Source organism: Streptomyces sp. NPDC037271, from assembly GCF_055603605.1.
Window position 1 is genome coordinate 80,961 of record NZ_JBVJVN010000005.1, and the last position, 20,225, is coordinate 101,185.

Sequence of the window (20,225 nt, forward strand, 5' to 3'; positions counted from 1 at the left end):
AACCGGCGCCCGTGACCGTCACCCCTTCGGTGGCGAGTCCGCGTCGGGTACCCGGCGAGCGCCTCGCGATGGCCGCCTGATCACTTCCCCCGTCGGCACTCGTCCCTTCCGGCAGTACGCAGCCCGGCCCGGCAGCACTCAGCCCTTCCCGGCGACGAACTCCCGCAGCAGTGCGGCGAGCAGCTCCGGCTGGTCCTCGGGAATCAGCGTCCGGGTGTCCTCGACCTCGACCAGCCGCCCCTGCGGGAGGAGTTCGGCGAGGCGTCGGCCGTGGGCACGGGGCATCATCAGGTCCTCGGTCGCCCAGACGACGAGCGCGGGCCGGTCGAACCGCCGCAATCCCTGGGCGGCTTCGAGCAGTTCGCCGCGCCGGACGTGGGTGCCGTAGTGCCGGAAGTCGCGCCGGATCGCCGGGTCGGTGCGCAACGGGCGCAGCCAGCCGTCGACGACCGCGTCCGGCACGGGCCGCTTGGTGAGCGCGCCGATGCCGACGGGCAGCCGGCGCAGCGGTTTCAGCCCCAGAGTGCGGACCAGCAGGGACACGCCGCCGGGGATCCGGCACGCGACGCCGATCAGCTTCCCGGGCAGCCCCGGCGGGTAGTTGTCGAACGCCTCGCACGCGACGAGCGCCAGCCGCGCGAGGCGCTCCGGATGCCGGGCCGCCACCGTCTGGGCCCGCCCGCAGTCGTTCTCGACCAGGGTGACGTCCGTCAGGTCGAGGCGGTCGAGGAACTCCGCGATCAGCTCGTTGACGAGGTCCGGTGTGGGTGGCCGGGACATGGGCCGACGGTGGGCGCCGTAGGGCAGGGTCGGCGCGATCACCCGGTGGTCGGCGCGCAGGTCGGCGACGACCTTGCGCCAGACGGTCGCGTCGTGCACCAGACCGTGGAGGAGGACGACGACCGGGCCGTCTCCGCCGGTGTCCTCGTACTCGATGGTTCCCGCGCCCAGTTCGATGTCCGGCATACCGGAATGCTAGGGGTCGCGGCGCCGCTACGGCAGTACGGCGAACCCGTCGAGTTCCACCAACGCCCGCTCGTCCCACAGGCGTACGACCTCCACGACCGCCATCGCCGGGTAGTCGCGGCCGGCCAGTTCGCGCCAGGTGCGGCCGAGGTCGGCGGCATGGCTGCGGTAGGCGGCGACGTCGGTGGCGTAGACGGTGACGCGGGCGAGGTCGGCGGGGGTGCCGCCGGCGGCGCGCAGGGCGGTCAGGAGGTTGGTGAGCGCCAGCTCGAACTGGGCGGGGAGGGTGTCGCCGGTGACCTTGCCGTCGGTGTCGAGGGCGGTCTGGCCGGCCAGGAACACGACGCGGGTGCCGGTGGCGACGACGGCGTGGGAGAAGCCGGCGGCTGGGGAGAGTGCGGGCGGGTTCACCCGTTCGGCGGTCATGCGCCGGCCTCCTGCGTCCGCGCGTCCAGGGTTCGGTACAGCTCCTTGGCGATGATGCCGCGTTGCACCTCGCTCGCGCCCTCGTAGACACGGGGGGCGCGCACCTCGCGGTAGAGGTGTTCGAGGAGGTGGCCGCGGCGCAGGGCGCGGGCGCCGTGCAACTGGACGGCCTGGTCGACGACGTACTGGGCGGTCTCGGTGGCGAGGAGCTTCGCCATCGCGGCGCGGCGCGGGACGTCCGGTGCGCCCTCGTCGTACGCCGTGGCCGCCGCGTACACCATGAGGCGGGCCGCCTCGGTGCGCAGGGCCATCTCGGCGACCTGGTGGGCGACGGTCTGGAGGTCGCGCAGTTTGCCGCCGAAGGCGTCGCGGGCGGTGGTGTGCGCGAGGGTGGCGTCGAGGGCCGCCTGCGCCATGCCGACGGCGAAGGCGCCGACGCTGGGACGGAACAGGTTCAGGGTGTCCATGGCGACCCGGAAGCCGCGGTCCGGTTCGCCGAGCACGTCGTCCGCCGTGACGGGCACGGCGTCGAAGGCGAGGGCGCCGACGGGGTGCGGGGAGAGCATGTCGAGGGGGGTGCCGGTGAGGCCGGGGCGGTCGGCGGGGACGAGGAAGGCGGTGACGCCGCGGGCGCCGGCGCCGGGCGTGGTGCGGGCGAAGACGGTGTAGAAGTCGGCCTCGGGGGCGTTGGAGATCCAGCACTTCTCACCGGCGAGCCGCCAGCCGGAGCGGCCGTCGGAGCGCGTGTCCGGGCTAGCGGCCAGGGTCAGCGCCGCCGCGTCCGAGCCGGCGTCCGGTTCGCTGAGGGCGAAGGCGGCCACCGCGCTGCCGTCGCTCACGCGGGGCAGCCAGCGGGCGCGCTGGACCTCGGTGCCGTGGGCGTGCACCGGGTGGGCGCCGAGGCCCTGGAGGGCGAGGGCGGTCTCGGCCTCGGTGCAGGCGTGGGCGAGGGACTCGCGCATCAGGCACAGGTCGAGGGCGCCGGAGGTGAACAGGCGGGGCAGCAGGCCGAGGGCGCCGAGTTCGGCGAGGAGGGCGCGGTCGACGCGGCCCGGGGCGCCCTTCTCGGCCAGCGGGCGCAGCCGTTCGGCGGCCAGGGCGCGCAGTTCGGCGCACCAGGCGAGTCGTGCCGGTTCGAGCGAGAATGCGGTCATCGCCGGTCCCTTCCCCTGCTCCCCTGCCCGCTGGGCCACACCCGAGGTTATCGCGCCCCGTTGACTGCCGTCATCAACGCGTTACGCTCATGGCGCGAGCCCACCACGACACAGGGGGCGAACCGCCATGGCAGTCACGCACCGCGCAGGTCCGCACCGCTCGGCCCACGTCGACACCTTCGCGCGCGACCATCTGCCTCCCCCGGACCAGTGGCCCGAGCTCCGCTTCGACCTGCCGGAACTGCGCTACCCCGCCCGGCTGAACTGTGCCGCGGAGCTGCTCACCGGCCCGCCCGACGACCGCCCGGTCTTCCGCACCGCGTCCGGGGACCGCTGGAGCTACGGGCAGCTGCGGGCCCGTGTCGACCGGCTCGCCCACCTCCTCACCGGCGACCTCGGTGTCGTCCCGGGCAACCGGGTGCTGCTGCGCGGCCCCACGACCCCGTGGCTGGCCGCCTGCTGGCTGGCGGTGCTGAAGGCGGGCGCGGTGGCGGTGACCGTGCTGGCCCAGCAGCGCCCGCACGAGCTGCGCGCCGTCTGCGAGATCGCCCGGGTGCGGCACGCCCTGTGCGACGTCCGGGCCGTCGACGACCTGGCCGAGGCGGAGATCCCGGGGCTGCGGATCACCACGTACGGCGGGGACGCGCCCGACGACCTGCTGAACCGTACGGAGGCCGGCGCGAACGGCGGTACCGAGGCCGGCGCGAACGCCGGAACCGAGGCCGGTGCGCCGCCCGGCGCCCCGTACCCGGCCGTGGACACCGCGGCCGACGACGTGGCGCTGATCGCCTTCACCTCGGGCACCACCGGGCGCCCCAAGGGCTGCATGCACTTCCACCGTGACGTGCTGGCGATCGCCGACACGTTCTCCCGGCACGTCCTCAAGCCGCGCGCGGACGACGTCTTCACGGGCAGCCCCCCGCTCGGCTTCACCTTCGGGCTCGGCGGGCTGGTGGTCTTCCCGATGCGGGCCGGGGCGAGCGCGCTGCTGCTGGAACAGGCGGGCCCCAGGCAGCTGCTGCCCGCCGTCGCCGAGCACCGGGTGTCGGTGCTGTTCACCGCGCCGACGGCGTACCGGGCGATGCTCGACGACCTGGACGCGTACGACGTGACGTGTCTGCGGCGCTGCGTCTCGGCGGGCGAGAACCTGCCCGCGGCCACCTGGCGGGCCTGGCACGAGCGCACCGGCCTGCGCCTCATCAACGGCATCGGCGCCACCGAGCTGCTGCACATCTTCGTCTCCGCGGCGGACGGCGCCGCCAGGCCGGGCACCACGGGGGTGCCGGTGCCGGGGTGGCACGCGCGCGTGCAGGACGAGCACGGTGCGCCCCTGCCCGACGGGGAGCCCGGGCTGCTGGCGGTGCGGGGACCGGTGGGCTGCCGGTACCTCGCCGATCCGCGGCAGCGGGAGTACGTCCGCGACGGCTGGAACATCACCGGTGACACCTACGTCCGCGAGCCCGACGGGTACTTCCGCTACGTGGCGCGCGCCGACGACATGATCATCTCCGCCGGGTACAACATCGCCGGGCCGGAGGTGGAGGACGCGCTGCTGCGCCATCCGGACGTGGTGGAGGCCGCCGTGGTGGGCCGGCCCGACCCGAACCGGGGACAGGTCGTCGTGGCCCACGCCGTGCTGAAGGAGGGCGCCGAGCGGGACTCGGACGCGCTGCGCGCGTTCCTCAGGTCCGAGCTGGCGCCGTACAAGTGCCCGCGCGAGATCGTCTTCCTCGACGCGCTGCCGCGCACCGCCACCGGCAAGCTCCAGCGCTACCGGCTCCTGCCCCCACCCGGTCGCGATCCCCGTGGTGACCAGGTCTGATGACGACAACCTAAGATGATCAACGTGTCCGACCAGCACGCGCAGCACACCCCGAGATCCCTGATCGTCACGCTCTACGGCGCGTACGGCCGCTTCGCGCCGGGCCCCGTACCCGTCGCCGAGCTGATCCGGCTGCTCGCCGCGGTCGGGGTGGACGCCCCCTCCGTCCGCTCGTCGGTGTCGCGGCTGAAGCGGCGCGGGCTGCTGCTGCCCGCCCGCACCGACCGGGGCGCGGCCGGTTACGAACTCTCCGCCGAGGCCCGCGAGCTGCTGGACGACGGGGACCGGCGCATCTATGCCGCAACGCCCCACGCGGACGAGGGCTGGGTGCTCGCCGTGTTCTCCGTGCCGGAGTCCGAGCGGCAGAAGCGGCACGTGCTGCGCTCCCGCCTGGCCGCACTCGGGTTCGGCACCGCCGCCCCCGGCGTGTGGATCGCCCCGGCCCGCCTGTACGAGGAGACCCGGCACGCACTGGGCCGCCTGGGCCTGGACTCCTACGTGGACTTCTTCCGCGGTGAACACCTCGGCTTCACGCCGACCGCCGAGGCGGTGGGGCGCTGGTGGGACCTGGCCGCGATCGCCAAGGAGCACGAAACGTTCCTCGACCGCCACGCGCGCGTGCTGCGCGACTGGGAGCGCCGGGCGGACACCCCGCCCGAGGAGGCCTACCGCGACTACCTCCTCGCGCTGGACTCCTGGCGCCACCTGCCCTACGCCGACCCCGGACTGCCCGCCCGGCTGCTGCCCGAGGACTGGCCCGGTACGCGCTCGGCGGCCGTCTTCCGGGGCCTGCACGAGCGGCTGCGCGACGCGGGCGCGCTCTACGCGACGCCCGGAGCACCCGCACCCCCGGTCACCGGCTCGCTCCCGGCCAGTGACTCGCGTCACACTCCTCCATGATGAGGGAACCCTCAGCCTCCTCAGACCCTCTTCTCAGGTTTGCCGCCTACCGTGCGGACGCATGAGTCTCGCGCGCAACTTGAACCGGGCCCTCACCGTCACCACCGGCCTCCAGGTACGGAGGGCCCCCCGGGCGGGGAAGGGGAGGATCGCCGTGCCGAAGGCCGCGGCGCGCCCCGCGGCCGCCTACCGACGTCCGTCGGCCGAGGAACTGGCGACCGACCGGCTGCTGCGGCAGCCCGTCTTCGTCATCTCGTCCATCCGCTCCGGCTCCACCCTGCTGCGCATGATGCTGGGCGCCCACCCGCGGCTGCACACCCTGCACGAACTGCACCTCGGACGGATGGACGTCATCTGCGACAACTGGCACTCCGAGCGCGCCATGGGCGCCCTCGGGCACGCCCGCGGCGACCTGGAGCACCTGCTCTGGGACCGTGTCATGCACCGTGAACTGGTCAAGTCCGGCAAGGACTTCATCGTCGAGAAGACCCCGGCCAACGCGTACATGTACCGGCGCCTGAAGGACTGCTGGCCCGACGCGCGCTTCGTGTTCCTGCTGCGTCATCCGGAGTCCGTCGCGCGTTCCTGGCACGAGAGCGATCCCGTCAAGCGACCGTACGACAAGGCCGTCACGGACGTGCTGCGCTACATGACGGCCGTCGAGGAGGCCCGTGCGGCCGACACCGACGGCTTCACCGTGCGCTACGAGGACATCACCGCCGACCCCGGGCGGGAGATGCGCCGCCTGTGCGCGTTCCTCGGCGTCGACTACGCGCCGGCCATGCTGAACTACGGCAGGAAGACCGGCCGTGAACTGGTCAGGGGGCTCGGCGACTGGCGCGACAACATCCGCACCGGCACCGTGCAGCCGGGGCGCGCGCTGCCGAAGGAGGACGAGATCCCCGAGCGGCTGCGCGCGATGTGCGCGGCCTGGGGCTACACGTCGGACTCCGCGTCCTGACGCCGTCCGTGCAGCGTCAGCCTGGGCTTGGGGGCGTCGGTCCGTCCGGTCACCGGACGGCGGCTGCCCGCCCGGTACTGCGCCGGCCACACGGCACCCGGCCCCTCGTAGCCCTGCTCGGCCGCCGCGTGCAGCGTCCAGTGCGGGTCGTAGAGGTGAGGGCGGGCGAGGGCGCACAGGTCGGTGCGGCCGGCCAGGAGGAGCGAGTTGACGTCGTCCCAGGAGGAGATCGCGCCGACGGCGATCACCGGGACGCCCGCCTCGTTGCGGATGCGGTCCGCGTACGGCGTCTGGTACGACCGCCCGAACTCCGGCCGCTCGTCGGCCACGACCTGCCCCGTGGAGACGTCGACGGCGTCGGCGCCGTGCGCCGCGAAGGCCCGGGAGATCGCCACGGCCTCCTCGCCGCTCGTGCCGCCCTCGGCCCAGTCGGTCGCGGAGATCCGGACGGTCATGGGCCGCTCCCACGGCCACACGTCGCGTACGGCGTCGAAGACCTCCAGCGGGAAGCGGAGCCGTTTCTCCAGTGAGCCGCCGTAGGCGTCGGTGCGGTGGTTGGTGAGCGGGGAGAGGAAGCCGGAGAGCAGGTAGCCGTGGGCGCAGTGCAGTTCGAGCAGGTCGAAACCGGCCCGGGCGGCCCGCGCGGCGGCGGCCGCGAACTGCGTCCGGATGTCCGTCAGCCGGGCCCGGGACAGCTCGCGCGGCGTCTGGCCGCCCGGTCTGTACGGCAGCGGGGAGGGGGCGACCAGGGGCCAGTTGCCCTCGGGAAGCGGTTCGTCCATGCCCTCCCACATCAGCCGGGTCGAGCCCTTGCGTCCGCTGTGCCCGAGCTGCACGCCGATCGCGGTGCCGGGCGCCCGCTCGTGCACGAAGTCCGTGATCCGCCGCCACGCCTCGCCCTGCGCGCCGGTGTACAGGCCCGCACAGCCGGGGGTGATGCGGCCCTCCTCGCTGACGCAGACCATCTCCGTCATCACCAGTCCGGCACCGCCCAGCGCCCTGGCTCCCAGGTGGACCAGGTGGAAGTCACCGGGGACGCCGTCGGTGGCCGAGTACATGTCCATCGGGGAGACGACGACGCGGTTGCGCAGGGTCAGGCCGCGCATCCGGAACGGGGTGAACATCGGGGGCGTGCCGGGCGGGCAGCCGAACTCGCGCTCGACGGACTCGGTGAAGCGGGCGTCGCGCAGCCGCAGGTTCTCGTGGGTGACGCGACGGCTTCGGGTGAGCAGGTTGAAGGCGAACCGGCGGGGCGGCTGGTCGAGGTACCGGGGCAGGTCCTCGAACCACTCCAGGCTGGCCTTGGCCGCCCGCTGGGTGGAGGCGACGACGGGGCGCCGCTCCGCCTCGTAGGCGGTCAGTGCCGCTTCCAGGGTGGTCTGTTCCTCCAGGCAGGCGGCGAGCGCGAGGGCGTCCTCCACGGCGAGCTTGGTGCCGGAGCCGATGGAGAAGTGGGCGGTGTGGGCGGCGTCGCCGAGGAGGACGACGTTGCCGTGCGACCAGCGTTCGTTGACGACCGTGCGGAAGGCGGTCCACGCCGACTTGTCGGACCGCAGCGGCCGGCCGCCGAGGGCGTCGGCGAAGATCTTGGCGCAGCGGGCGGTGGACTCGGACTCGTCCAGTCCGTCGAAACCGGCCGCCCGCCAGACGTCCTCGCGCATCTCGACGATGACGGTGGAGGCGTCGGGCGCGTACGGGTAGCCGTGCAGTTGCACGACGCCGTGCTCGGTCTCGGCGATGTCGAAGCGGAAGGCGTCGAAGGCGAAGTCGGCGGCCAGCCAGATGTAGCGGCAGCGGTGGACGGTCAGGCGGGGCCGGAACGTGTCGCGGTAGGCCTCGCGGGTGGTGCTGTGCACGCCGTCGGCGGCCACGACCAGGTCGTACTCCCGGGCCAGCCGGTCGGGGGGCGGGGCCTCGGTGCGAAAGCGCAGCTCCACGCCGAGGGCGCGGCAGCGGTCGTGCAGGATCTCCAGGAGGCGGTGGCGGCCGAGGGCGGCGAAGCCGTGTCCCGTGGAGGTGTGGCGGGTGGTCCGGTGGACGATGTCGATGTCGTCCCAGCGGACGAAGTCCTGCCGCAGGGCCGCGTAGACGACGGGGTCGGCGTGTTCGATGCCGCCGAGGGTCTCGTCGGAGAGGACGACGCCGAAGCCGAAGGTGTCGTCGGGGGCGTTGCGTTCCCAGACGGTGACCTGCCGGTCGGGGGCGAGGCGTTTGAGGAGGGCGGCGGTGTAGAGGCCGCCGGGGCCGCCCCCGATGATCGCGGCGCGCAGGGGGTGGCGTGGCGTCGCGGGCGAGTGCGGCGCCGTTGTGGCTGGTCGCGCCTCGCGGCCGAGCCGCGGATCGGCACTGCCCCGCGCCCCCGAGGGCGCCGCGGTCCCCTGGGCCGGGAGCATCCGCCTACCTCCCCTGCCACTTCGGGGGGCGTTTCTCCGTGAAGGCCGCGTGGAACTCGGCGTAGTCCTCGCCGTTCATCAGGAGGGCCTGGGTGGCGGCGTCCAGTTCCACCGCGGCCGCGAGGGGCATGTCCAGTTCGGCGGTGAGGAGGGCCTTGGTCTGGGCGTGCGCGAGGGCCGGACCGTCGGCGAGGCGGCGGGCGAGCGCGGCGGCGGCCTCGTCGGCGCGGCCCTCGTCGGTCAGCTCGCTGATCAGGCCGATCCGCTCGGCCTCCGGCGCCCGCACCGGGTCGCCGAGCATCAGCAGCCGGGTCGCGTGCCCCAGGCCGACCACCCTCGGCAGCAGGTACGCCGCACCCATGTCGCCACCGGAGAGGCCGACGCGGGTGAAGAGGAAGGCGAAGCGGGCGGACGGGTCGGCGACGCGGAAGTCGGCGGCCAGGGCGAGGACCGCGCCCGCCCCGGCGGCGACGCCGTGCAGCGCGGCGACCACCGGGAACGGGCACTCCCGCACGGCCCGCACCACCTGGCCCGTCATGCGGTTGAAGTCGAGGAGCTGGGCGGTGTCCATGGACAGGGTCGCGCCGATGATCTCGTCGACGTCGCCGCCCGAGCAGAAGCCGCGCCCCTCCCCGGCCAGCACCAGGGCCCGCACGGACCGTTCCCGGGACAGCTCGGCGAGCAGGTCGCGCAGGTCGGCGTAGGCCTCGAAGGTCAGTGCGTTGAGCTTGTCGGGGCGGGCGAGGGTGACGGTGGCGACGCCGTCGGTGAGGTCGACGCGCAGGTGCCGCCAGTCGGGGGTGGGGGCGGCGGAGCCGGTGAAGGGACTCATGACACTCGAAGTTATCACCGTTCTGTGACCGTCGTCACGGGTGCGCGACAGCTTGTCCGGCATCAGGCGGAGGGCCCCGGGCGGTGCACCGGGCGGAGGGCCCCGGGGTGCATCGGGTGGAGCGCCCCGGGCGGTGCATCGGGTGGGAGGCCCCGGGCGGTGCCCCTCGACGGCTCCGCCGGGCGGCGCCGTACCATTCATGAGGTTGAAAGCCGGACAGGACCGCCTGCTCCACGAAACGGACCAGCCGTGCACGATCACCCCGCAGCCCCCGCCTCCTGGCGCATCGCACTGCCGCACTCCGCCGCGGCCGTGCCGGTGGCCCGTTCCCTGGTCCGTACGGCGCTGGCCGGGCTGGAGCACACCGCCGACGGCGACACCGCGGAACTGCTCACGGCGGAGCTGGTCGCCAACGCCGTCGAGCACACCTCCGGCGGGGCGCCGATAGAGCTGGTGGTGGAGCTGCTGCCGACCGGCTGCCAGGTCGAGGTGCACGACCCGGACCCGGCGCCGCCCGGCGACCTCACCCGCCCCGGCGTGGAGCCGCCCGATCCCTGGCAGGAGCACGGGCGCGGCCTGCTGCTGATCCGCGCCCTGAGCTCGTCCTGCGGTCACCGGCCCGCCGGGTCCGGCAAGGCGGTCTGGTTCAGGCTTCCTGCGGTACCCGCTCCACGTCGCCCTTCGGAGTGACCTCCGCACCGGCCCGGGCGAGGCGGGAGTGCCGGCGCCCGTAGGCCGCGTACACCAGCAGACCCACCGCGAGGAACACCGCGAACTGGAGCCAGGTCGCCGCGCCCGTCTCGTAGATCAGGTACAGGCAGAAGCCGACCCCGAGCAGGGGCGTCACCGGGTACAGCGGCACACGGAAGGTGCGGGCGAGGCCCGGTTCGCGGCGGCGCAGCGCGATCACGGCGACGTTGACGGCGGCCATGGTGGCGAGGGTGCCGATGGTGCACAGGTTGACCACCGCGTCCAGCGGGGCGAAGGCCGCCGGCAGTGCGAAGACCGCGCCGACGATCAGCGTGCCGGCGACGGGGGTCGCGGTACGCGGCGAGACCTTCTCGAAGACCCTCGGGATCAGTCCGTCGCGGGACATCGACATGAGGATGCGGGTCTGGCCGTACATCACGGCGAGCACCACCGAGGCGATGGCGACGACCGCGCCGAAGGCGACGACACCGCCGCCGATCGTGGAGCCGGTGACCTCGTTGACGACGTACGACAGCGCGGCGGGCCGGTCGCCGACCGCGTCGCCGCCGATGGCGCCGATCGCGGCGACGGCGACCGCGCAGTAGAGCAGGGTGACCAGGCCGATGCAGACGAGGATCGCGATGGGGATGTCCCGGCGGGGGTTCTTGGCCTCCTCACCGGCCGTGGTGATCGCGTCGAAGCCGATGTACGAGAAGAAGGCGGCCGTGGTGCCGGCGCCGATGCCGCCGAGGCCGGCCGGGGAGAACGGGCTGAGGTTGCCGTCCTGGAAGGCGTAGAAGCCGACGGCGCAGAAGGCGACGAGGACGGCCAGCTTGAGGACGGCCATCGCCGCCGTGGCCCGGGCGCTCTCCCGCACTCCGCGCACCAGCAGTACGCAGGCCAGGGCGATGACGATCACGGCGGGCAGGTTGACCACGCCGCCGTCGCCGGGGCCCGCGGAGAGCGCGTGCGGCAGCTGGAGGCCGAGGACGCTCTCGAGCAGCTCGTTGACGTACTGGCTCCAGCCGACCGCGACCGCGGAGACGGACACGCCGTACTCCAGGAGCAGGCACCAGCCGACCAGGAAGGCGGTCCGCTCGCCGAGTCCGGCGTAGGCGAAGGAGTACGAGGAGCCGGAGACCGGGATGGCGCCGCCCAGCTCGGCGAAGGCGAACGCGGTGAACACGCAGGTGATCGCGGCCAGGACGAAGGAGACCACGACGGCGGGGCCGGCCTCGGCCACCGAGTCGGACAGACCGACGAAGATGCCGGTGCCGACGATCGCGCCGACGCCGAAGCAGACGAGCTGGAACAGCCCCATCGTGCGCTTCAGGCCGTGGCCTTCGCGGTCGGCGCCGGATTCGGCGACGAGGAGGTGGGGGGACTTGACGCGGGAAGCGGGCATTGCGGGTGGTGCTCGTTTCTGGTGGTGCGGGGGCGCGACGGTGGTCGCGGCCGGCGGCACCGGAAGGGGTGGCTCCGGGGCCGCCGGTCAGAATAGCGGGACGGGTCCCTACGGCTGTCCCGGCCGGTCAGGCCAGGGTGGCGACCAGGACCGCCTTGATGGTGTGGAGCCGGTTCTCGGCCTCGTCGAAGACGACCGAGTGCGCGGACTCGAAGACCTCGTCCGTGACCTCCAGGGAATCGAGGCCGTGGGCCTCGAAGATCTCCTGGCCGACCTTGGTGCCCAGGTCGTGGAAGGCGGGCAGGCAGTGCAGGAACTTGACGTCCGGGTTGCCGGTGGCGCGCAGCACGTCCATGGTCACGGCGTACGGGGCGAGGGACGTGATCCGCTCGTTCCAGACCTCCTTGGGCTCGCCCATGGAGACCCAGACGTCGGTGACGACGAAGTCGGCGCCGCGGACCCCCTCGTCCAGGGTCTCGGTGAGGGTGATGCGCGCCCCGCTGGACCCGGCGAGCTCCTTCGCCCGGTCGACGACCTCCTGGGCGGGCCAGTAGGACTTCGGGGCGACGATGCGTACGTCCATGCCGAGCAGGGCGCCGGTGACCAGGTAGGAGTTGCCCATGTTGAAGCGGGCGTCACCGAGGTAGGCGAAGGTGATCTCGTGCAGCGGCTTGTCGCTGTGCTCGGTCATCGTCAGCACGTCGGCGAGCATCTGGGTGGGGTGCCAGTCGTCGGTCAGGCCGTTGTAGACGGGCACGCCGGCGAAGGCGGCCAGCTCCTCGACCTTCCGCTGGCTGTCGCCCCGGTACTCGATCCCGTCGAACATGCGCCCCAGCACGCGCGCGGTGTCCTTCACGGACTCCTTGTGGCCGATCTGCGAGCCGGCAGGGTCGAGGTACGTGGTCGAGGCGCCCTGGTCGGCGGCGGCGACCTCGAACGCGCAGCGCGTGCGCGTCGAGGTCTTCTCGAAGATCAGCGCGATGTTCCTGCCCTGGAGATACCGTGTCTCGGTCCCGGCCTTCTTCGCGGCCTTCAGCTCGGCGGCCAGCTCGATCAGGCCGCGGAACTCCTCCGCGGTGAAGTCGAGCTCCTTGAGGAAGTGGCGGCCGGCGAGGGCGGTCGGGGCTGTCGCCATGGGGGCGCTCCAGAGGTACGGGGACGGATCTCCATGGAATTGTATACGACTCCCTGAATTCTTATACGGCCTGCCGTTCGACCGGGCAGCTCATGCAGCGCGGTCCGCCCCTGCCCCGGCCCAGCTCGCTGCCCGGGATCTCGATCACCTCGATGCCCTGCTTGCGCAGGTGGGTGTTGGTGGTGGAGTTGCGTTCGTAGGCGACGACGACGCCCGGCTCGACGGCCAGCACGTTGCAGCCGTCGTCCCACTGCTCGCGTTCGGCGGCGTGGACGTCCTGGGTCGCGGTGAGGACACGGATCTCGTTCAGCCCGAGCGCGGCCGCCATCGCGCGGTGCATGTGCTCCGGCGGATGGTCGGTGACCTTCAGTTCCTTCTCGCCCACGCCCGGCTCGATGGTGTAGGAGCGGAGCATGCCGAGCCCGGCGTACTGGGTGAAGGTGTCGCCGTCGACCATCGTCATCACGGTGTCGAGGTGCATGAAGGCCCGCCGCTTGGGCATGTCGAGGGCCACGATGGTGCGGGCGGAACCCGCCGCGAACAGCTTGTGCGCCAGCATCTCCACGGCCTGGGGTGTGGTCCGCTCGCTCATGCCGATGAGCACGGCGCCGTTGCCGATGACGAGGACGTCGCCGCCCTCGATGGTGGAGGGGTAGTCGGCCTGTCCCTCGGACCAGAGGTGGAACGCCTCGTCACGGAACAGCGGGTGGTGCTGGTAGATCGCCTCGAAGTGGACCGTCTCGCGCTGCCGGGCCGGCCAGCGCATGGCGTTGATGGAGACGCCGTCGTAGATCCAGGCCGAGGTGTCCCGGGTGAAGAGGTGGTTGGGCAGCGGCCCGAGCACGAAGTCGTCCAGTTCCATGACGTGGAACCGCACGGACGTCGGCTCCGGGTGCGCGTCCAGGAACTCGCGCTTGGTCATGCCGCCGACCAGGACCTCGGCGAGCTCGCGGGCGGGCAGGGTCTCGAAGGCGGCCCGGAGGTGGTCCGTGGCCAGTACTCCGTACTCCTTCTCGTCGAAGACCCGGTCCAGGACGAGCCGGCGGGCCGCCGGGACGTCCAGGGCCTCGGTGAGCAGGTCGCCGAAGAGGTGCACGGCGACCCCGCGGTCGCGGAGCACGTCGGCGAACCCGTCGTGCTCGGCGCGTGCCCGGCGCACCCACAGCACGTCGTCGAAGAGAAGGGCGTCCTTGTTGCTGGGGGTGAGCCTTTTGAGCTCGAGATCCGGCCGGTGCAGGATGACGCGGGTGAGCCGCCCGGCTTCGGAGTCGACTTGGAATCCCATGACTCCATCCTGACCATTCGGGCGCCTGTTCACCCCCCGGTTGAGCAGACCCGTACCCGGCTCGCGCGGGCCGCCCGACGGGTCAGCCGCCCGGCCGCGGCAGCAGCAGCTCCGGCCGGGCGAGCGGGCGGCGGGTGGAGCGGCCCGGCTCCAGGACCGCGCGGGCGACGATCCAGCCGGACAGCGCGTGCGGGTCGGCCGGATCACGGGCCAGGTCCTTGGCGTAACCGTCCAGCGCGGTGGCCGGGTCGCCGGCGGCGAGGTGCTCGTCGGGGGTGCGGGGGTCGGCGGGGCGGAGGGCGAAGGCGTGGGTGCGGGTGTCGGGCCAGAAGACGCGGTCCGGGTGGAAGCGGAGGGTGCCGTCGTGCGGCCCGTCCGGCCCGTCCGGTGCGGCGACGTTGCGCAGCCGCCACTGCGTGCGGTGCAGGGCGGCGGCCGTACGGGCCCTGGCCCGTACGGCCGGGTCGACGGGTACGCGCAGCCACCCGTCCAGCGTCCGGGCGAGCCCCGCGACCAGCCGGTGCCCCGGTGCGGTGAGCCGGGCACTGGTCAGCAGCGTGCGCACGACCAGCCGGCTCTGCAGCCGGCGCAGCGCGAAGTGGTAGGCGGCGGTCTCGGCGTGGGCCGGCTCGGCCAGCCGGTCCCGCCAGAAGCCGGCGACGCCGGTGAAGGCGTACGCGCCGTGCAGCAGCCCGGTGAGGTGGCGGGGGTCGGCGCGCCAGGGGGCGTAGAAGCGCTCCTCCCGGTCGTCGTCGAGGAGGGGGAAGAGGTGGAGGAGCGCCGCGAGTTTGCTGTGCTGGAACTCGTGGACGAGGGTCTCGGCGAGGGCGAGCGCGGAATCGGGGCGGGAGATCACCATGGCGCCGAAGGAGTCGCCGCTGGAGGCGGAGACCCCGACGGTCGGCGGAGCGGGCGGGGTGAGGGCGGTACGGCCGTACGGTATGACGGCGCGTATCAGGGCAGGGTCGAGCCGTCCCGGGCCGTTGCCGGTGCCGATGCCGGTGGTGATCTCGGTGCCGGTCGCGGCGAGGATCCCGACCGCGTCGTCGAAGACCCGCTGCCACTCGGCCGCCTCCTCGGCGTCGAGCCGGGCGGGCGGGACCGGGTCGTCCAGGTCGCGGTAGGGGTCGAGATCGTCGAGGGGTATGGCGACGGAACCGGCGGGGGTGGTGTGGACGAGAGCACGCAGGGGGAGCCAGGTCGCCGCGGACGTTTCGGGGGCGGGCCCCGCAGCGGGGGCTGGCGGGGCCCCGGCCGGACGGGGACCGGCCGGGCGTGACTCGGCCGGGCGTGACTCGGCCGGGCGTGACTCGGCCGGGCGGGATCCATACCGCCGGAATTCCTCCGTCCGAAGCTGGGATCCTTTCGTCCGAAGCTCCTCCGTCCGAAGCTCCTCCGGTCGTTGCCGGTCCGCCGGTGCCGTCGCCGGGTGGCACGTCACGGAGGTGCGGGAGCCGTCGTGGGCCGGGGGGCCGGAGAGGGTCAGTTCACCCGCTTTCGTCGCGGCCCGCGCGACGGCCGGCCCCGGCGACGTGGCCGGGAGCCGGAGCAGGCCGAGGCCCGGCAGGTGCAGAGCGCCGTCGGCGAGGGGGACCGTGAGCGACGTCTCCGTACCGGCGTACAGGGCCGCGGTGAGCGCCAGGACGTTCAGCCGGCCTGCCTCCGCCCACAGCGGCGGCCCCGTCGCGGTGCCGTGCACCCGGCGCAGCATGTGGGCGATCCAGCCACCCGTCGTCGGCGCGAGCAGCAGCCGGTCGACCGCCTCGGGCGCCCGCTCGGCGGCGGCTTTGAAGGTGTCCCATGCCTCGGCGACCGGTGTCAGGGGCGTGGGCAGCTCCGCGAGCCGGTCCAGCAGGGTCCGCAGCAGGAGCAGCCGCCGCGCCCGCTCCCCGCGCTCCAGGAAGGCCACGGCCTCCGCGGAACCACCTCCGGCGGCCAGTTCCGCGAAGATCCGGTCCGGCACGCGGAACGGGGCGGGGCGCGGCTCACTGGTCATGGGCGGGGACCTCCGGTCGGGGGTGGGCACGCGCGGACCCCGGCGGGCGCTCGGCCTCGTCGGGGCTCGTCTTCGGGGCCCTGCCGTCGGGGCCCTTCGCTCAGGTGCGGGCGGCGGCTATTCGGCCCGGGCGCCGCCGCCGCCCTCGCCGCCGCCTCTGATGCTGCCGCGTGCGCGCAGGACCTCTTCGAGCAGGCGGGCGGTGGGGCGGAGCGGCGTGAGAGCGTCCACGGCGGTCAGGGGCAGCGCCGCGACGTCCGCCAGGTCCGACTCCCAGACATCGGCGCGCCCGAGGGCGGCCGGCTGTTCACGGGTGGCGGCTTCGGCATGGCGCAGAGCGGGCGGCTGGTCCAAGATGCTCCCCCTTCTCGCACGGTGGCACTCGATGCCCCGTGTCTCTTTCCATCATGGCCATTACGACCCATGTCGAAAACCGTACGATCACGCCACCCGATCATCCACGAGCACCCGGTCACTCCCGCGGATCCGCCAACTCCCGCAGCGCATCGGAGAGTTCGGTCTTCCGCAGCGGGTCGTCATCGACCGACACCACGGCGTCGAACAGTTCCCACAGCGCCTGTGGGTGGCGCCGGGCGAGGGTGTTGAGGATGCCGGTCGCGTCCGTGCGTGCCTTGGTGTGACGGGGCAGCGTCCCGGTGACGCGTGGGTCCAGGTACCCGACGACCGTCTGCCGCTCGGTCGGGTCGCTCATCAGCGGATAGGCGAGGAGGGCGTCCACGGCCCGCAGCAGCGGGGAGACCCGCCGTTCCCCGCCGCCGGGCCCCACCGCGGCGAGGATCTCGGTGCGTTCGGGGCTCTGCAGCCGGATCTCGGGATACTGCAGAGTACGACCCGCGTCCCTGAGGGCGGCGATACGCGTCCGTACGGCCGGAAACAGTTCCTCCGCATCGGGCGGTGCGGGCAGTACCGCGGCCCGGTCGGCCAGCAGGGCGAGCAGGACGTCGGAGAACAGGCCGGTGGCGCGCACCGGGTCGTTGGCGGCGGCCCGGCCCCGCCCGGCGGCCCGGAGCAGGGTCTGCCGGTGGGCGAGGCTGCGCCGTCCGACGGGCAGCGCGTCGGGCGGCAGCGGCTCGCGGAAGGCGAGTGCCTCCTCGAAGGTCTCGCAGGCGTCCACGATCCACAGCTGGTCCGCGAAGCCGGGCACGGCGTCCCCGGCGTAACGGGCGAGCGCCGAGTCCAGGTCGATGCCCAGCTTGTCGTCGGTGGTGGCGTCCGCGCAGAACAGCCGCAGCTGCCCGGACCGGTCGAGGACGCCGTGGCCGCCCCACCAGACCCAGAGCACGTCGCCCCGGGCGGCGGGGAGTTCGCGGACCAGGGCCCGGCGCAGCGTGGCGTGGTCGGCGGGCGCGTACGGCACTTCGGGGACGTACGGCGGCAACGGGGCCAGGTGCAGGCGGATGTTGGCCTCGGGCACTCCGGCGGCGCGCAGCAGGCGGTGGAAGCGGACGGCGTCCCGGGCTGGTCCGGGCAGGTCCCAGCCGGTGCCGGCGTCGTAGGCCTCGACGCCGACGACGAGCGCGTGCACCCGGGCCGGGTCGACGGCCGGGGCGGGGAGCGGGCCGGTCACGGGAGCCGGTCCACGATGTGCCGGTACACGGCCGGGTTGGTCCAGTAGGCGCTGTGCGCGGCCGGGAACGGCTGGCGGCTGTCCACGGCGACGTCGGTCACGCGGCCCGGGAACAGGCCGGCGCCCAGGTAGGAGAGCAGGTCGCGGGGGTCGTAGAGGTTCAGCCAGTCGGGGAAGTGGTCCGGCAGCGGCGCGGGGTGTTCGAGGGAGGGCAGGGACCCGGACTCGTACAGGAACGGCCCCTGGGAGCCGGCGGTGACCAGCAGCCTCACCTGGGGCAGCGGGGTGAGGACCAGCGTGTCCAGGGCGATGATGCCGCCGAGGCTGTGGGCGACGACCGCGACGGGCGGCTCCAGCCCGGCGAGCAGGGTGCGCAGTCCGGCGCGGACCGCCTCGCCGCGGCTGAGGTAGCGCAGCACGTCCCCGGCGGCCGGGTGGGCGGCCTCGGTGAGGGCCCGGCGGCGGCGTACGACGGCACGGGAGGCGGCGGAGCCGGCGACCCGCAGTGCCAGGGAGCGCACGCCGCGTTCCCTGCCGGGGGCCGGTGCGCCCAGGGCGCGGGCGAGCCGGTCGGTGACGGCGTCCCGGGTGGCGCCGGCCGGTACGAGGGGCGCGTCGGAGTCGAGGGCGCCGGCGACGACTCGGGCGGTGAGGCTGCGGGCGGCGAGGCCGGGGAGGTCGTCCGGGGCGAGGGCCGCGGCCGCGGCGCCGAGCAGCGGGTGGGCGGCCAGGTCGGCGGCGGCGCGCGCCAGGCCGGGGCCCAGGTCGGCCGCCGGTGCGTCGCCCTCGGTGGCGAGGGCGGCCAGCCGTGCCCGTAAGGCCTGGTCCGGTGGCAGGGAGCCCGGGGGGAGCTCCGCCGCGGGAGCGGCTCCGGCGGCGGCGAGGGCGAGTTCGGCGTACGGATCGGCGTAGAGGGCGGCCCAGGCGGCCGTGCCGTCGTCGTCGGCGTCCGGGGCGAAGGGGCCTCGGTTTCGGCCGGAGACCGGGGGCAGGCTCGCTCCGCCGGCGGCGAGCGTCGCCCCGTGCTCGCCGCCCCAGTAGTAGGGCACGACGCGCAGTCCGCCGCGCAGCTCCGTCACTCCAACGGAGAAGCGCCCCGCGAGCGCAGAGAAGCCCGGTTCGCGAACCCCCGTGCCGTGGATGAAGACGACCGCCGTCATGTGCCCCCCGTGCCCCTGGTCCAGGTCCGTGTACGACTTCCGATGCAGCGTCAGATCGTTTCTATTCTAGGAAGGTTCGAGTCTTTCCGCGGCGAACGTCCCGAACCGGGGGCCGCCGGGCGGAGGACCGTCGGACAGGCCTGCCACCGGTTGGCCACCGGACCAACGGGGGGAGACACAGTGAGCCCTGACGCGATGATCACGCACCTCGTGGGTGCCGCGGCTCTCGTTCTGGTGGCCGCCCACGCGGCCGGCTGGCTGGCCCGGCGGCTGGGACAGCCGTACATCGTCGGCCAGTTGTCGGCGGGCATCGCGCTCGGCCCGTCCCTGCTCGGGGCGCTGGCGCCGGACGCGTACGCGTCGTTGTTCCCCGAGGAGATCGGCCCGGCGCTGACCGGGTTCGCGCAGTTCGCGCTGGTGGTCTTCCTGTTCGCGGTGGGCTACGAGCTGGATCTGAAGATCCTCGGCGACCGGGCCCGCACCTCGCTGACCGTGGCGCTGGCCTCCTTCGTGGTGCCGATGGCGGTGGGCTGCGGGAGCGCGCTCGTCTTCCGGGAGCAGCTGCACGGCCTGGGCATGCCGCGGGACCTCTCCCCCGCCATGGTGGTGTTCGCCGGGGTCGCCCTGTCGATAACGGCGGTGCCCGTGCTGACGGCCATCGTGCGGGAGAACGGACTGTCCCGGTCCGTGCCGGGTGTGGTGGCGGTCTCGGCGGCCGGGGTGCTGGACGCGGTCTGCTGGACGGTGCTGGCCGCGGCCCTGATGGACAGCGGCGGCGCCGAGGCGGTGCTCGGCTGGCCGTGGCGGGTGGCGCTCGCCGTCGGCTTCGTCACCGTGATGGTGCTCGCGGCCCGGCCGGTGCTGCGCCGGCTGCTGTGGCGGACGCGGCTGGAGCCCTCGCTGCGGCTGGCGCTGCTCATCGGTTTCGCCCTCGGATCCGCGTGGGTCACGCACTCCCTCGGACTGCACGTGATCTTCGGGGCGCTGCTCGCCGGAGTGGTGGTCCCGCGCGAGGAGGGCGGCACGCTCGACCCGGACCTGCTGCGGCCGCTGCACGACGTCAGCTCACTGCTGCTGCCGTTCTTCTTCGTGGTCTCGGGTCAGTCCGTGGCGCTGAACAGCATGGACGGCACGGGCTGGACCGTCCTGCTGGTGGTGACCGTGCTCGCCGTCACGACGAAGATCGGCAGCGGCACGCTCGCGGCCCGGCTCGGCGGACTGGACCGGCACGACGCGCGGACCGTGGGCGTACTGCTCAGCGCCCGGGGGCTCACGGAGCTGATCGCCCTCGACGCGGGTCTTCAGGCGGGGTTGCTGAGCACCCCCCTCTACACGGTGCTGGTCTTCATGGCCCTCGCCACGACCCTGCTCACGCAGCCGCTCCTGCTGCTCACCCGTCGGTCGGCCGGACCGGACCGGACCGCGCCCCCCGCCCGGGCGACCGTCCCGGTGGCCCCGCCCGCCCAGGGCGGAACGACGACGGAGCCGGCCTCGGACGTCGGCTGAGCGAAC

17 protein-coding genes are annotated in these 20,225 nt (G+C 73.9%); 5 read left to right on the plus strand and 12 right to left on the minus strand.

The window, feature by feature from the left end:
- Window positions 1–138 precede the first annotated feature (138 nt).
- Genes ACZ7G3_RS12050 through ACZ7G3_RS12060 form a run of 3 tightly spaced genes read right to left on the minus strand, consistent with a single transcriptional unit; the run spans window position 139 to window position 2,546 of the window.
- Window positions 139–966, minus strand: a complete 828-nt coding sequence (locus ACZ7G3_RS12050) for an alpha/beta fold hydrolase (RefSeq protein WP_470925052.1) — start codon at window positions 964–966, stop codon at window positions 139–141.
- A gap of 27 nt (window positions 967–993) precedes the next feature.
- Window positions 994–1,392 carry a RidA family protein gene (locus tag ACZ7G3_RS12055; protein ID WP_470925053.1) on the minus strand — a complete coding sequence of 133 codons (399 nt, stop codon included), beginning with the start codon at window positions 1,390–1,392 and terminating at the stop codon, window positions 994–996.
- Window positions 1,389–2,546 carry an acyl-CoA dehydrogenase family protein gene (locus ACZ7G3_RS12060; protein WP_470925055.1) on the minus strand — a complete coding sequence of 386 codons (1,158 nt, stop codon included), beginning with the start codon at window positions 2,544–2,546 and terminating at the stop codon, window positions 1,389–1,391. The genes ACZ7G3_RS12055 and ACZ7G3_RS12060 overlap by 4 nt, the downstream gene beginning before the upstream one ends.
- A gap of 64 nt (window positions 2,547–2,610) precedes the next feature.
- On the opposite strand from ACZ7G3_RS12060, the gene ACZ7G3_RS12065 reads away from it, so the two are divergent.
- From ACZ7G3_RS12065 to ACZ7G3_RS12075, 3 genes are all read left to right on the plus strand, one after another.
- Window positions 2,611–4,368: an AMP-binding protein gene (locus ACZ7G3_RS12065; protein WP_470925421.1), complete on the plus strand. Its 1,758-nt coding sequence runs from the start codon at window positions 2,611–2,613 to the stop codon at window positions 4,366–4,368.
- Window positions 4,369–4,383: 15 nt separating this feature from the next.
- Window positions 4,384–5,268, plus strand: coding sequence for a PaaX family transcriptional regulator (locus ACZ7G3_RS12070; RefSeq protein WP_470925057.1), 885 nt, complete (start codon window positions 4,384–4,386; stop codon window positions 5,266–5,268).
- Window positions 5,269–5,329: 61 nt separating this feature from the next.
- The gene (locus ACZ7G3_RS12075) at window positions 5,330–6,229 is read left to right on the plus strand and encodes a sulfotransferase family protein (protein WP_470925059.1); all 900 of its coding nucleotides are present in this window, start codon (window positions 5,330–5,332) and stop codon (window positions 6,227–6,229) included.
- Here the strand turns inward: ACZ7G3_RS12075 and ACZ7G3_RS12080 are convergent.
- Together ACZ7G3_RS12080 and ACZ7G3_RS12085 are read right to left on the minus strand one after the other, a co-directional pair.
- Complete coding sequence (locus tag ACZ7G3_RS12080) at window positions 6,205–8,622, minus strand: bifunctional salicylyl-CoA 5-hydroxylase/oxidoreductase (RefSeq protein WP_470925060.1); 2,418 nt, start codon at window positions 8,620–8,622, stop codon at window positions 6,205–6,207. The genes ACZ7G3_RS12075 and ACZ7G3_RS12080 overlap by 25 nt on opposite strands.
- A gap of 4 nt (window positions 8,623–8,626) precedes the next feature.
- On the minus strand, window positions 8,627–9,454 hold the full coding sequence (locus ACZ7G3_RS12085) for an enoyl-CoA hydratase family protein (RefSeq protein ID WP_470925062.1): 828 nt from the start codon (window positions 9,452–9,454) through the stop codon (window positions 8,627–8,629).
- A 249-nt stretch (window positions 9,455–9,703) separates the two neighbouring features.
- Between ACZ7G3_RS12085 and ACZ7G3_RS12090 the strand changes: the two genes are divergently transcribed.
- The gene (locus ACZ7G3_RS12090) at window positions 9,704–10,144 is read left to right on the plus strand and encodes an ATP-binding protein (RefSeq protein ID WP_426526212.1); all 441 of its coding nucleotides are present in this window, start codon (window positions 9,704–9,706) and stop codon (window positions 10,142–10,144) included.
- Here ACZ7G3_RS12090 and ACZ7G3_RS12095 read toward each other — a convergent pair.
- The 7 genes from ACZ7G3_RS12095 to ACZ7G3_RS12125 form a co-directional block, all read right to left on the minus strand.
- Entirely contained in the window at window positions 10,101–11,549 is a 1,449-nt protein-coding gene (locus ACZ7G3_RS12095) for an amino acid permease (protein ID WP_470925065.1), read from the minus strand. The two genes, ACZ7G3_RS12090 and ACZ7G3_RS12095, sit on opposite strands and share 44 nt — an antisense overlap.
- Before the next feature lie 127 nt (window positions 11,550–11,676).
- Complete coding sequence (gene argF, locus ACZ7G3_RS12100) at window positions 11,677–12,684, minus strand: ornithine carbamoyltransferase (RefSeq protein ID WP_470925066.1); 1,008 nt, start codon at window positions 12,682–12,684, stop codon at window positions 11,677–11,679.
- A gap of 61 nt (window positions 12,685–12,745) precedes the next feature.
- On the minus strand, window positions 12,746–13,969 hold the full coding sequence (locus ACZ7G3_RS12105) for an arginine deiminase (RefSeq protein ID WP_426597978.1): 1,224 nt from the start codon (window positions 13,967–13,969) through the stop codon (window positions 12,746–12,748).
- 82 nt (window positions 13,970–14,051) lie between these two features.
- Window positions 14,052–15,965, minus strand: a complete 1,914-nt coding sequence (locus tag ACZ7G3_RS12110) for an aKG-HExxH-type peptide beta-hydroxylase (RefSeq protein WP_470925068.1) — start codon at window positions 15,963–15,965, stop codon at window positions 14,052–14,054.
- A 117-nt stretch (window positions 15,966–16,082) separates the two neighbouring features.
- A complete protein-coding gene (locus tag ACZ7G3_RS12115) occupies window positions 16,083–16,319 on the minus strand; it encodes a hypothetical protein (RefSeq protein ID WP_426597976.1) in 237 nt (78 codons plus the stop codon).
- A gap of 118 nt (window positions 16,320–16,437) precedes the next feature.
- Window positions 16,438–17,553, minus strand: coding sequence for an effector-associated domain 2-containing protein (locus ACZ7G3_RS12120; RefSeq protein WP_470925070.1), 1,116 nt, complete (start codon window positions 17,551–17,553; stop codon window positions 16,438–16,440).
- Window positions 17,550–18,713, minus strand: a complete 1,164-nt coding sequence (locus ACZ7G3_RS12125) for a hypothetical protein (RefSeq protein WP_470925072.1) — start codon at window positions 18,711–18,713, stop codon at window positions 17,550–17,552. Before ACZ7G3_RS12125 ends, ACZ7G3_RS12120 begins: the two co-directional genes overlap by 4 nt.
- 180 nt (window positions 18,714–18,893) lie before the next feature.
- Here ACZ7G3_RS12125 and ACZ7G3_RS12130 point away from each other — a divergent pair, with 180 nt between their 5' ends.
- Complete coding sequence (locus ACZ7G3_RS12130) at window positions 18,894–20,219, plus strand: cation:proton antiporter (protein WP_470925074.1); 1,326 nt, start codon at window positions 18,894–18,896, stop codon at window positions 20,217–20,219.
- The last annotated feature ends 6 nt before the right edge of the window (window positions 20,220–20,225 follow it).